A 12,764-nucleotide genomic window follows, 5' to 3' on the forward strand; every position below is an offset into this window, starting at 1 on the left:
TGGCAAGTGATGAAATTGGTATCGCGTCCCCAACATCGATGAAGTTTTGCGGAACAGAGTGTAGTAGATACCCATCACCTTCCATCAAGATTAGGACGACCGCTATGACCAAAGTCCCCAATGCCATCGATCTGCAGGTGGGCGCAAATATGCGCTTCCTACGCGTCCGCCTAAGCATCTCTCAGGAAACCTTGGCGGAGCATCTCGGCGTAGCGTTTCAGCAGGTTCAAAAATACGAAAAAGCGGCTAACCGGATCAGTGCAAGCAAAATTGTGATGACCTGTCGCCTGTTTGGCTGCCCCATCGTGGACCTGTTCTACGGTGTCGAAGACGTCGACTTGGGTGCTGTGACTACCCCCCGTGCCAAGGACCAATCCAGCACTGCAATAAAGGCGATGAAACTGTTCGATACTATTCCGGGAAAGCAGCGGACCGCACTACTCGCACTCATTCGCTCGCTCGCGGTGTCTGATTTGGCATCCGAAGATGAGGATGGATCCCATGACTAGAGCGTCGCGCGGCCTTTTTGAATCCGGCGATTTCCCTTGGCTTCGATTTATAATTCAACATGGCAGGAGGACTTGCCATGTCACGCACCTACTCTTTGGATCTTCGCCAGCGGAACGTTAATGCGATAACGCAGGGCGCAACGCGTCGGGCAACTAAGCGGCAGTGGCAAATTGGGCCCTTAGTAGGATGCTATTATCATCAACGTAAAGGCGAAACGGGACGTAACCATGCCCGACCTGGTGGCATGGCTGGAAAAGAATAATGGTGTGAAGGCGTCGAACCTGTCAAGCTACTTTACCGGGGCCTTAGAAAACGTATGGCCCGTCCCGCTTGCATGAGGATTGTACGATTTGCTGATCAGTCAGCGTCAACGTATACGGTCTCATGAGGAGCCTCATTGCCAATGATGACATCCGCACGTTCAGAGCCCCAATAAACACTTCGGCAACCAGTGCCATTTTTTAACCTGGCTTTCCAACCGCCGCTCGACTGTCAGGCCATCATCACGATCCTTCCTGCAAACCTCGTTGGGCTGCGCGGGTGCGCAGCCTATCCGATTAAACAGCTACCGGTTAAGAGATTCTTCGTCTGAAGTTGGATTGCGGTGCCACATCGGATTTCGCCATGGCGGGTGCGGGACAATATAGAGGGAAGAGGATCAGCGTCGGTGTCCGCCCGGAAAGGCAGGCAGTTAGTCCGTTAGGGTTCCATAAATAGCCGTTACGCCCCTCGGCAATTACGGGGTCGCGGTTCAGATCCGTTCAAACGCAAGTAGTGATCTCAGTCTCTTCCAAGCTTCCCTATCAGCACACGGTTACCCTCGCGGTTGCCGCAGGTACACCGAAGCTTGCTACCCATGTACCTAAGGTATTGATTCCCATAGCGTTGGATAAATGCGCTTTTGTCCAGCCAAACAGTCTTCCCGCATATTCCGCATTTGGCTCCCAGCACTTCCCATTCCTTCAAGATCCGGATGGTGTCAAAATCGTAGCCATCGAACTCCCGAAAAATTGCAGGTTGAAATGGCGCCAACTCAACGCCGCGACGGTGTCTCATTTTCAAGCCTCCCGCTGGAAGTGGGGCTGCCATCCTTGAGCGAAAAAGCTACTGAGGATGCCGGGCGCCGTCGGAAGCTCGTTCTGTTCGAACGTGGCGTCCTCAATCACGGCGCGAAGCGCAGCGATCGCATCCCGCCCGTAAGCGGCAACCAAGTCTCTCACCAAGCATTCTTCGGACAAATCAATATCATCATGGCAACCAATAGCTGACACGTCGGCACTCCCCAAAATGTAAGACACAATCCCAATCGCGGAATATGTTCCTATTTTGTTCCCTGCCGCTGAGAGAGTCAATCGGGCCTGAAAAAAATGTTTCGGCACGAACTTTTCCTCGAAGTCCGGCAAGATTTCTCAACAACCTGTCAACAACCTGATAGTGTGCCGCCAAGGGTGGTGACGCGATTGAGCGTCAGGGTTGGGGGTACGTCGTGGACGTTCGGAGCGAGGAATACGTAAAGCTGGACATCAATGTTCCAACTTCGTTTCTCCAATTTTTGGCAGACACAATAGTCCGTCTCGGGTTCCTGTATCCGGCGGCCCGTTTCTTCGTTGAAGCAAACCAAGTAGCGATCGAATGCCCCACAGAGGATGCTAACGCGATCCGACGCGATTTAAATTTCGGTTTGTATCGGCAAAAGGTCTACAGCGACAATCTTGCGCTTCGGACAAGGGTCATGGAAGGTGTGATGGGCAAATGACGGTGTTTCCGTTGAGATTCCGGCACGCTGCAGGCGAGGGCTTGTTGTTCGCAGATGATGCCGGCGCCTACTTCAGGTCTGACGAAGCTTTCCTAGAACGGTATGCGTATGACCAGCTCAGCGCCCACGACGCTCGATTTCTTTCCGAAAATGGCCATAGCTTCGCGGTAGAGGACGATCTCGATTTCACCGCCTTTGCCTACCCGGTGGGCCAGGAGGCTACATGCGCCAACCGGGCGTCGTAACGTTAACCGCGCGGCGATTTGCCTGTGCGATTTTGCGGCATGACCCAAGCCGTTCGTGATCCCATTTATAGCCGCCACCGGTTCCCGGCTGAAGTGATTGCCTAGGCCGTCTGGCTCTATCTTCGTTTTCCGCTCAGTCTGCGGATGGTCGAAGACTTACTGGCGGCGCGCGGGATCATTGTCTCGCACCAGACAGTCCGCCTTTGGGTCGAGAAATTCGGTCGCCACTTTGCCAATGAAATCCGGCGTCGGTCAGCCGGAAAGCTTGGCGACAAATGGTATCTCGATGAAGTCGTCATCTCCATCGGCGGCAAGAAGCACTGGCTGTGGCGGGCCGTTGATCAGGATGGCTTTGTTCTCGATGTGCTGGTGCAGAGCCGCCGTAATACCAAGGCAGCCAAACGTCTCATGCGAAAGCTTCTCAAAGGACACGGTCACGCACCCCGTGTGATGATCACCGACGAACTCCGATCCTACGGCGCGGCCAAACGCGACATCATGCCCGGCGTCGAACACCGTTCGCACAAGGGATTGAACAACCGGGCGGAGAATTCACATCAGCCGACACGACGGCGAGAGCGCATCATGAAGGGCTTCGTCAGCTCGACATCTCCAGCGTTTCGTCTCCATCCATGACCCGGTCGCCAATCTCTTCCACATTCCACGCCACGATATCCCGTCCCACCATCACCGTGAACTGAGAACCGCAGCCATGCAAATGTGGAGTGAGGTCGCGCGACTGCAAGCTGCGTGAGAGGAATCGGCACTTGCCAATCTTGGCCGCAGCCCTTTAACTTTACGGTGCCGACAGATGTGCAAAAAACGGGTCATTGGGTTTTTGAGCAGTTCAGCCGCCACCAGCTACAGTGCCCGCGCCCCGGCGTTCCGGGGCATCACCCAATGATTTGCCCCGCTCCGGCCGGCTTTTTTGTCTCGACAGGGAGGGGCAGCCTTGCTTGCATATATAAGAACTGATATCATTCGCAGCAGTTAAAGGAGGTGCAATACCATGGCATCTATCACGATCCGAAACGTGCCCGACGAAGTGCATCGGGCGCTTCGGGTGCGCGCTGCTCAGCACGGTCGCAGCGCCGAGGCGGAAATTCGCATCATCCTGGAACAGGCCGCCAAGCCGGAAGGCCGAGTCAAACTCGGCAGCCTGCTCACACAAATAGGCCAGGAAGTCGGCGGCCTCGATCTGACGATCGAGCGAGACCGCACCCCGTCGCCGCCGGTGAGCTTTGAATGATCCTGCTCGATACCAACGTTATTTCCGAGCCGCTCAAGTCGCAACCCGATCCACGGGTGGCCGCATGGATCGATACGCAGGCCGTCGAAACCCTCTACGTCGCTGCGATCTCACTCGCGGAATTGCGCTACGGCATCGCCGTGCATCCTGACGGCAAGAAGAAACAAGCCGTGCAGGAAAAGCTTGATCGGTTGATGCTGCCTTTGTTCCGGGGCCGCATCATGCCGTTCGATGAAGCCGCCGCCCAGGCTTATGCCGAGCTGCGGGCCGCAGCGGCGAAGAAGGGCAAGGCGATCGGCGATTCAGACGGCTATATCGCTGCCACGGCCAAGGCGAATGGTCTGATGATCGCCACCCGCGACACCAGCCCTTTCGAGGCCGCCGGCCTGACTGTCATCAATCCGTGGGAGGCATCTAATGGCTGAAAAACTAACGCCTTCCGATCCAGCGGCGGCATGACGCGCAACAGTGCGGCGCAAAGATTCGGGGATAGACCATGATTGATTCGAGCATCATCGGGGTGAAGAATCTCAGGGATGGAGACAACATCAAAGACTTCTTCAACAGATTCTATAAAAGTGATCTCGCGCGGGACTTTGGGGTCTATCGTCTGTCACTGGACGTTCTTCGAGAAGAAATCCAAAAGCACATCGTAGAACACGGCCTTTCGGCGCTGTTCTACAACATCGTAACTTGCGACGAGATAATGCATCCGGGGCTTCACACCGATCAAATCGAGGGGATCGTTCTAGGGATTATGCAGAGGTTGGATGGAGTGAAGCACTGACATATGAACGCGTCCTGATAGTCCCGACCGCGCCCATCGCTAAGTTCATCGCATCTGGTGCCTATCTAGAGGCAAATTCCGCTTCCAGCTTCTACGTCGCAGTTACGAGAGCGAAGCGGAGCATTGCGATTGTTCTGGATAAGGCAGGCTCATCTTCGTTGCCTTTCTGGAATCCAACGGGGGCGAAACAGGAGGTACAGGCTGACCCCAGAAATAAATGTTCCAGCCATGAAGGATAAAGCGGACGACGTCGGTCTGGATATTCCGATTAGGCGCCTTCCAACCATGTAACAAGCGCCCGGTTTACTGCCTCTGGCTGTTCAAGCGTTGACCCGTGACCGCACTTCGGAATGATGACGAGGCTGGAGTCGGGGATGGCCGCTGCAATTTCCTCTGACAGAAAAGGAGGTGTGATGGAATCACAGTCGCCAACAAGAACGAGGGTTGGAACGGTAATATCAGCGAGATGCGGACGGCTGTCGGCGCGTCCAATGATTGCCTCTGTCTGCTGTTCAAACCCCTCAACACCAACCGTTAAGCCCATGCGAATATTGACCTCCAGCAAATGCTGATCATCTCGATGGGCAGGGTGCAAGAGTATCGACATTACTTGGCTCAAAAGCTCTTCGAAATCGCCACCTTTAGCTTGAGCCAACATGCCGCGCCGCTGCGCAACTTGCTCTTGGGTGTCCGGCCGAGCAGACGTATCGAGCAATGCCAGTTTGCTGACTCGCTCCGGTGCCTGACGCATGATCTCCAAGGCGACATATCCGCCCATCGATAGACCGACGAGTGCAAAGCTCGGCGGCGCGTCTCTCAAAATGTTTGTAGCGATTTCCGGCATGGTTGTCCCGGATAGTGTCGATGCTACCGTAACGGGGCCGAACGGCCACAGCGCAGCCATCTGGGGAGCGTAAAGCTCTGCGGAGCACAGCAAGCCAGGGATCATAACGATTGGGGTCATTGGAAATTGGTCTCGTTGAGGAAACATAGCGATACGTTATGTTGTGGTGTTGACAGTTTGTGTCAGCAATCTCCGAAGCCCGCGCGCGTAATGTGGTGATGCTCCCTTGCGACGAGACAGCCTCTACATTAGCCGGGGTCTTGGCGCGCGGATGGTTAATCGTGGTGGCGTTGTTTGACTGGTCGAGCGGTCCGGCGAAAATTACAGTCATTCATGGATCCAAATGCAGTAAATTTGTTTAGAAGCCTTGTCGTATCAATGATTTAGAAACTTGATTGTCGTCCGGCTGCGGTTCGAATGCCATCAAGGCGTCCAACAGCGCAAAGAGATTATCGAGATTTAGCTGGCTGCTATGTTTTTGGCCTCTAGGGCGATTGTGACCGCCAGTACAAGCGCGACGACGCTCGCAGAGACGAAAGCGATAACGAAAGCACCCGTCGCTCTCAGTGTTCCGATTTTGAGATCCTGCATAAGCCATCTTACCTGGGCTTGCGCATACCAGAGTGTAGCCGACGCGATCGTCAGGACCCCGATGGTGAGGCCCTGTTCGTGGGGCATGAACATGAAGTCGAACGCCAAGCCAATCATGAACGCAAAGGGCGCTGCGACATAGCACTGGCTGAAGAACGGTGGACGCAGTGAGTTCCGGGTAATCTTTGTCGACTGATGACGCAGCGCTGTGACTGCCATGCAAAGCGGATAGATCCCGAAGACCACGCCGCGGGCGATAAGCAGGTTTGATCCCGAGCCCAGCTCCTTGGCTGCAGTCGCCGTGTCATATATGGACGGAAAGGCGGCTGATAGGCACTGTGACAGCAGCAGCGTGATCAGAAGAAAGAGAGGTGGGCTCAGTGTATCTTCGTACTGATCCGCAGGCTCGTCAGTGAGTTCAGCATCGGCATAACGCATCATGGTGAGGGGTCTGACGACAGAGCGCCACATGGTGAGCGGGTAAAACACTAGCCACGACACCAGCTCATAGAGGAGCTCTTCGAGCGACTTAAGCAGTTTCATAAAGTCCAAGGCGACCTCCTGTGCGGCTATAGTCATGTTGATAGCTCGTCTCGTCGGCTTTGCGAATGCCGCAGATCCAGTCTTTAATTCCCTCTGCCAATATCAACCCGGAAAGGCTTTGCAATGCGAATGATCGGATATCTGATGTTTGGTCTTGCGGTGTTGGCTGCTGTGCCTGCGGTTGCCGACGAGGTTAGACGCGCAACCGTGCATTTCTCCAGTGGCTCGTCAGGCTCCACCACTACGTCGAAGCTCAAAGGCTACCAGAGTGTTGAGTACTCGGTCGGGTAACCGCTGGCTGTTTCAAGCATCCGACAGCGAGCGTGTGCGAGAGTTTCTTGCCAGGTGCCGATGATGGTCGCGTAGGAGCATCCAATTTCTAGTCGATCGGGGGCGGGAATTCATAGGGATCCAGTTGCTGCCCCGAAATTGCCGAAAGTAAATCGCGCAGCAAAGAGATTGATGACAAGCCGCGAGCAAGCGGCCCCTCCGTCGGATCAAACGGCGAACTGATCTCACGTTCCGCTTCTCTCCCCCAAGTTGTTCCAGAAGGCGCGACGCGCAGCGGGATGGGGCGCCGAGAGCCTTTGTAGAAATGGGGTATTCGCTGTCGCGTACAATCGATCGAGACAAATAGCATTGGATGACGTGCCTGCAATGCATCCGCCGCCGCCTTCCAATCAGTCACGAGAGTTCGACCTTTTATCTCTGCGACGATACAGAAATGCTTGGGACAACAATGATCGAAGAGCCAGAAGAAGTCCTCAACGACGCCAAGCGGTCGCGCTACGTCGAAATCGGTATCCAAGACGCTATCCCTTTCATTCTCGTCATCGGATTCTTATTGGCTGTAAGAAAGTGCTTGGATTGCAGTTGACCCAGTGAAGCCTCCGCCGAAACGCGACCACGTTTTGGACATCGCGCCTGCTACAGCCCCGCCACCATGGCGCGGCGATCACGAATCACTGTGGTGGAGACGCTGCTCGCTCACTGCCGTGCCTGACAGCGCTCCTGAGTAATCGCCCAGTCTTCAGTCGGTGGCATTCCAGTCACACGCAAACGGGGGATTGACGAAGCGTTGGTCCTTGGGGAGGGAGGCTATCAAAGAGAGGTCTTCGTCATCCAGCCGGATCGATGCCGCCGCGAGATTTGCCTTTTGGGTCTCGGTTCGTCCAGCCTTCGGGATCGCGATCACCCCGTCCTGGCCAAGGAGCCAGGCGATAGCAACTTGCGACGCGCTAACATTGTGTTTCCGGCCAATCGACTGCAGGGTCGGATCGCTCGCCGCGCGGCCCTGCGCCAAAGGGGCATAAGCGGTCAGCGCAATTCCCTTGGCGCGCAGGTACTGAAGCATGGGCGCCTGCGACAGATACGGATGGTACTCGATTTGATGAACCGCGATCGGAACCTGTATGTCTTCCACAACGTGCCGGATCATTGGCATGTTGAAATTGCACACGCCGATTGCTCTCGCGAAGCCATGTTCACGAAGACGGCCCATGGCAGTCAGGGTCGCCGCAATGTCCATGTCCGCCGACGGCCAATGCACGAGAAAAAGATCGACATAGTCCATCTTCAGCTTTTCGAGGCTAGTCGCGAAGGCTCGCTGCAAAGCACCCGGCGCCAGTTGATCGTGCCAAACCTTGGTCGTGACGAAGAGTTCGCGGCGATGAATGCCTGAGCCTGCAATCGCCGTACCGACCGCCGCCTCATTTTCATACATTGCCGCGGTATCAATATGCCGATATCCGAGCGAAAGCGCGCTTTCCACCGCCGGTTGCGCGCCGGCACCCGGCATCCGGAACGTTCCGAGGCCAAGACGAGGTATCGTCACACCTTGCGTTTCGATCGTGTCCATTGGATATTTTCCTTCCACAACAACAAAGCTGGAGATGCAGGTGGGCGCCCCCCTGCATCCTAATCGTTCGATCAGGCGCGATCGTCTGTGTTGTCACCGGCCACGAGTGCGTCCACGACCTGCTGCAGCGAGGTGTTTCCCTTTTCCGCCAGGCGACCGCTGTCCTTGAACTCGATCCAGCTTTCATTGAAGCCGTCGAGCATGCGAATACGCGGCGTCGGGTTCTTCATCCCCTGCGAGCGGAACAGCTCCTCCCAAGTTGCGCGGTTGACAATTTCGACCTTCACCGGCCTGTTGAGCGCCACTGCGAAGGCTTGCGCGAGGTCATCTGGCGATACCCGTTGAGCAGCCTCCAACTCGACGACGCGTTTTCCGGTCCAATCCTGCTGGATCAGCTCTGCCGCCAGGATGCCGATGTCCTTCGTTGCGATCATCGGGAACTTTTTGTCCGCGGGCTGCAGGAAGCTGTGAAGAATGCCAGTGTCGCGGGCCGTGCCTAAGTCCCAAAGTGCATTTTCCATGAACCATGCGGGTCGGAGGAAGGTGACAGGCAGGTCAAGCTCGTTAAGGGCATTTTCCAGCATCGTGCGCTGGGACAGCAGATTGTCCTCTTTCGCGTCTGCGCCGATCGTCGACAGGCAGAGGACCTTTTTCGGGCGTGCGGTCTTTAGAGCGGCGACGACACTGTCGATCACCTTTTGCGCCTCGGGATAGCCAGGCTCAGGGTCGAACTCGGACGGCGGAAGAATGAAGACGGCCTCAGTGCCGGCAAAGGCCGCCGAAAGCGCCTTTCCGTCTTCCATCTCGGCTAGAGCGACATCGCAGCCGAGAGCGGCCCACGAAGTGCCCTTGGCCTGATCGCGAACGATCGCACGGACGGCTTTGCCGTTGGCGAGCAGAGTCCGCGCAAGAGCGCCGCCGACTTTGCCGGTGATTCCAGTGATTGCGTACATGTCTGATTTTCCATTCAGAAAGAGGAGAGATTAAGCGAGCCCGTCATAGAGCCCGCGTTCGAAGTCGCCGTAGAGAGCAACGACGCGGTCGTCATAGAAAGGAAGAAGCTGCGTAAAGAGGGACCCAGTCACCCGGCGAACCGGATCAATCCAGAAGTAGCAATTGAGTAGCCCAGCCCAGGATGCACTGCCTGCGGAGCGGCCGTGTGGCCCAGCCTCAGTGTTGATGTCGAAAGAGTAGCCCCATTTGTGCTTCTGATCCGGGAACTGATCGAAGCTGTTCGAATAGGCCGGTGCGGCCGACTCCATCTTGCGAACATTCAGATCCCCGATCTGGTTCTGCATCATCATCGCGACGGTCTCAGGCTTGAGGATCTGAACCCCGTTCAACTTGCCTCCATGGAGCAATGCCTGAAGGAGCATCATGTAGTCTTGCGGGGTGCTGTATGCGCCGCCACCGCCCATGAAAAATTCCGGCCTCTGAGGCATCTCGAACGGCATTGCTTTCAAGCCGCCATCAGTCTCTCTGCTGAAACATGTCGCGACACGGCGCTTCTGCTCGCTGCTGATCAGAAATCCCGAATCCTTCATTCCGAGAGGCGCAAAAATGTTCTCCCGGAAATAGACTTCCAACGACTGATCGCTAACAGCTTCGACCAGCTTACCAGTCCAGTCCATGCTGATGCCGTACTGCCATCGTTCCCCCGGCTCGAATTCGAGCGGCACATTGAAGGCGGCGTTCTGGCAGGTTGCGATATCGGGTAAACCGGTGGCGGTCTCGTAGCGCACTATCACATCGCTCCAGTTCGCATAGGTGTAGCCGGAGGTATGCGTCAGAAGGTGATGAACCTTGATTGAGTTCTTGGCGGAACGCAGCTGTGGCTGACCGTTGGCATCAAAACCTACCAGAATTTTGGGTGCAGCAAGCTGCGGCAGGTATTTCGATGCGTCATCATCCAGCTTGAGGCGGCCCTGCTCAACCAGCTGCATGCATGCTGTCGCTGTGATCGCCTTCGTCATCGACAAAAGCCAAAAGACCGTGTCAGGCCGCATTGCGGTACCGCTGTCCACGTTTGCCTTGCCGAAAAGGCCTTCGTAGACGATTCCCTTCTGCGTTGCAGCCATAGCGACCGCACCAGCGACCGTGCGGTCATTGACTGCCTTCTCTATCGCGGCATCGATCGAGTTAAACTTCGCATTTTTGAGGCGCGGGCTTTGGCTGGCCGCCTGAACAGCGCTTGCCCCAAGACATGCCGCGGCGGCGGCCATGGTGCCGCGTGTCAGCACCGCTCTTCTCGTGATCTCACTCATGATTGTTTACCTTGAATCCAGACGGATCGCGGGTCTGGTAAACCGCTCGCCTTCGAAAGGCTGACGGCGAATACCTACCAACAGCTGAGCCATGCTAAAAGATCATAATAGTCATATTCAAAATGACAAAAAATCACTGTTATTCGTTTTCCCGGAATGCGAAAGCTTTTTCATGAGCTTCGACGGACGTCTTCTTACTGGGGTAAGTGTATTCTTGGCAGTTGCCGACGCCGGCAATTTTGCCAAGGCCGCGGACGTATTGGGAGTGACCCCTTCCGGCATCAGCCGAGCAATCGGACGACTGGAAACAAGGATGGGCGTGCGTCTCTTCGACCGCACACCCCGTTCTGTCGCGCTGACCGAAGAGGGTCGTTTGTTTCGTCTACAAGCGGTGCCGCTCGTGGCGGGCCTGGAAGAAGCGGCTGCGACCGCCTCGGGATCGGCAGCAGCGGTCGGCGGGAGGCTGCGCGTATCGATCGACCCTTGGTTCGCAAGGATGGTATTAGCGCCCCAGCTTCCGCGGTTCACCGAGAAATATCCGGATCTGAAAATCGATCTTATGACGACGAACGCCCGTGACGACATGATGAGCGGGTTCGATGTGGCCGTCCGATTTGGATCGACCAATGCCGGGTCACTCATCGCAAGAAAGCTTCTGGATATCCGCGTCATCACGTGCGCGGCCCCCGCCTATCTCGAGAAATTCGGCGAGCCGGTCCGGCCGGAGGAGATAGGTGGACACGAAGTTATTCTGTTCCGAGACCCCGAGACCGGCCGAGCTTTCCCTTGGGAATTTCATCGAGGTGGTGAAGTTGTCAGCGTAAAAGTCGTCGGCAGGATAATTTTTGACGACCCATCCGCCGCGATCGCCGCCTGCATTGCCGGCCAAGGTATCTTTCAGAGCCTGGAGATCGGTTTGGATCCCTGGCTGAAAGGCGGCGGACTAAGACAAATTCTCAAAGACTGGTCGGACGAACATTATCCCCTCTACGCGTACCATCCAGCGCGCCATCTGCCGCCGGCAAAGGTCAGAGCTTTCCTCGATTTTGTACAGCAGGTCGCCAAGGAGAAAGCGCGCGACGGCTGAGCGAAAGAAGATGATTGCGGGGGCTGTTAGAGAAATCCTTGTTTTTGCACAACACGGTGCGGTCAGAGCTGCGGACCCTGATTTTCACGCAGATGAATTGAAATATTTGCCCGGGGATACGCAGCTGTGGCCACATACGGCGTATGCGGCGCGGCGTTGGCAACGGTTCAGTTCAGTACGGGACTATCCTTAAGTCGGGGTTTTTTAGTCACTGGAAGGGTCTTCAGTCTCTTAAATCGCCGAGAATTGAAAAACGCGGTTCGATACCTTTCAAGGCGATGAGAGGCCCCGAAAGCGGCCTCCCATTTCACGAAGTTAATCAGACGAGCGCCGTCGTTAGTCAACGGCGAAGTCGGTCGAGAACGAGACGGTGCGCCATTCGGAGAGAATGGCAGCGTCTTGTGCGTGCTTTTTCTCGATCGCGGCGACCGTGTCGCTACCGAGCGGCAGGCGGACCGGCGGATTGGGGGCGTCAGTGAAGGCGATGAGCGCCTCTGCCAGCTTTTGAGGGTTGCCGGGTTGATTATGGCTGAGACCGGCGGTCTATGGTTCGCACCTTGCCGGAAGTGTCTGCATAATCGCCGATGATATTACCGCTGACGGACAAGGATGAGCTGTCGAGGAAGTCGGTGCTGAAATAGCCCGGCTCGATGACGGTGACTTGAATGCCAAGCGGTGCAAGTTCGTCATGTAGAGCCTCGCTCAGCCCTTCGACCGCGAATTTCGTTGGGTAAACATCGAAGCCAGCGACGCCGCGATAGCCGCCGATCGACGAGATATTCAGGATGCGGCCGGAACGTGCCCGGCGCATGAAGGGCAGGACGGCGCGGGTTACGTTGAGGAGGCCAAAGTTGACCTTAGTCAATGCCGGAACTGACTTCTGCCGTCACAGCCAACCCGGCCATACGGCAGGTTCGAGGAAGCTCGAGGGTATTTTAGGATGTTCTTGAAGGGGCTCCCGAGTTATGGCGCGACAATGACAGCAAGAATGAGCCGAGCTTGCTGTCCGGATGCGTGCTCGGCGACGAGG

The 12,764-nt window shown here is 56.1% G+C and carries 13 protein-coding genes and 2 pseudogenes; 7 read left to right on the plus strand and 8 right to left on the minus strand.

Features of this window, described 5'->3' with window-relative positions; genetic code table 11:
• The first annotated feature begins 104 nt into the window (after positions 1–104).
• A complete protein-coding gene (locus tag J5289_RS24805) occupies positions 105–509 on the plus strand; it encodes a helix-turn-helix domain-containing protein (RefSeq protein ID WP_209207008.1) in 405 nt (134 codons plus the stop codon).
• A gap of 1,059 nt (positions 510–1,568) precedes the next feature.
• Here J5289_RS24805 and J5289_RS24810 read toward each other — a convergent pair.
• Positions 1,569–1,913: a hypothetical protein gene (locus J5289_RS24810; protein WP_209207006.1), complete on the minus strand. Its 345-nt coding sequence runs from the start codon at positions 1,911–1,913 to the stop codon at positions 1,569–1,571.
• A 349-nt stretch (positions 1,914–2,262) separates the two neighbouring features.
• Between J5289_RS24810 and J5289_RS24815 the strand changes: the two genes are divergently transcribed.
• The 5 genes and pseudogenes from J5289_RS24815 to J5289_RS24835 all read left to right on the plus strand — a co-directional run bounded on the left by J5289_RS24815 (position 2,263) and on the right by J5289_RS24835 (position 4,547).
• Complete coding sequence (locus J5289_RS24815; RefSeq protein ID WP_142831608.1) at positions 2,263–2,511, plus strand: hypothetical protein; 249 nt, start codon at positions 2,263–2,265, stop codon at positions 2,509–2,511.
• Positions 2,512–2,550: 39 nt separating this feature from the next.
• Positions 2,551–3,265, plus strand: a pseudogene (locus tag J5289_RS24820) (IS6 family transposase).
• A 255-nt stretch (positions 3,266–3,520) separates the two neighbouring features.
• Positions 3,521–3,760: an Arc family DNA-binding protein gene (locus tag J5289_RS24825; protein WP_142831607.1), complete on the plus strand. Its 240-nt coding sequence runs from the start codon at positions 3,521–3,523 to the stop codon at positions 3,758–3,760.
• Positions 3,757–4,185, plus strand: coding sequence for a type II toxin-antitoxin system VapC family toxin (locus J5289_RS24830; RefSeq protein ID WP_209186127.1), 429 nt, complete (start codon positions 3,757–3,759; stop codon positions 4,183–4,185). The genes J5289_RS24825 and J5289_RS24830 overlap by 4 nt, the downstream gene beginning before the upstream one ends.
• Before the next feature lie 71 nt (positions 4,186–4,256).
• Positions 4,257–4,547 (plus strand): hypothetical protein, encoded by a 291-nt coding sequence (locus J5289_RS24835; RefSeq protein ID WP_209207003.1) that lies wholly within the window; start codon positions 4,257–4,259, stop codon positions 4,545–4,547.
• Between the two features lie 268 nt (positions 4,548–4,815).
• Here J5289_RS24835 and J5289_RS24840 read toward each other — a convergent pair whose 3' ends face one another.
• From J5289_RS24840 to J5289_RS24865, 6 genes are all read right to left on the minus strand, one after another.
• Complete coding sequence (locus tag J5289_RS24840) at positions 4,816–5,391, minus strand: alpha/beta fold hydrolase (protein WP_247750693.1); 576 nt, start codon at positions 5,389–5,391, stop codon at positions 4,816–4,818.
• Between the two features lie 459 nt (positions 5,392–5,850).
• Positions 5,851–6,525, minus strand: coding sequence for a permease (locus J5289_RS24845; RefSeq protein WP_244615504.1), 675 nt, complete (start codon positions 6,523–6,525; stop codon positions 5,851–5,853).
• Between the two features lie 379 nt (positions 6,526–6,904).
• Positions 6,905–7,333, minus strand: coding sequence for a hypothetical protein (locus J5289_RS24850; protein ID WP_209207001.1), 429 nt, complete (start codon positions 7,331–7,333; stop codon positions 6,905–6,907).
• Between the two features lie 222 nt (positions 7,334–7,555).
• Positions 7,556–8,383 (minus strand): aldo/keto reductase, encoded by an 828-nt coding sequence (locus J5289_RS24855; protein WP_209186131.1) that lies wholly within the window; start codon positions 8,381–8,383, stop codon positions 7,556–7,558.
• Positions 8,384–8,454: 71 nt separating this feature from the next.
• Positions 8,455–9,336: an NmrA family NAD(P)-binding protein gene (locus tag J5289_RS24860; protein ID WP_209186132.1), complete on the minus strand. Its 882-nt coding sequence runs from the start codon at positions 9,334–9,336 to the stop codon at positions 8,455–8,457.
• 30 nt (positions 9,337–9,366) lie between these two features.
• Positions 9,367–10,647, minus strand: coding sequence for a serine hydrolase (locus tag J5289_RS24865; RefSeq protein WP_209207000.1), 1,281 nt, complete (start codon positions 10,645–10,647; stop codon positions 9,367–9,369).
• 172 nt (positions 10,648–10,819) lie between these two features.
• On the opposite strand from J5289_RS24865, the gene J5289_RS24870 reads away from it, so the two are divergent.
• Positions 10,820–11,734 carry a LysR family transcriptional regulator gene (locus J5289_RS24870; protein ID WP_142831636.1) on the plus strand — a complete coding sequence of 305 codons (915 nt, stop codon included), beginning with the start codon at positions 10,820–10,822 and terminating at the stop codon, positions 11,732–11,734.
• 336 nt (positions 11,735–12,070) lie between these two features.
• Here J5289_RS24870 and J5289_RS24875 read toward each other — a convergent pair.
• Positions 12,071–12,587 (minus strand): annotated as a pseudogene (locus J5289_RS24875) (SDR family NAD(P)-dependent oxidoreductase); the annotation flags it as partial.
• Positions 12,588–12,764: the final 177 nt, after the last annotated feature.

The organism is Rhizobium sp. B230/85 (assembly GCF_019355735.1).
In the GTDB taxonomy this organism is placed as follows: Bacteria; Pseudomonadota; Alphaproteobacteria; order Rhizobiales; family Rhizobiaceae; genus Rhizobium; species Rhizobium rhododendri.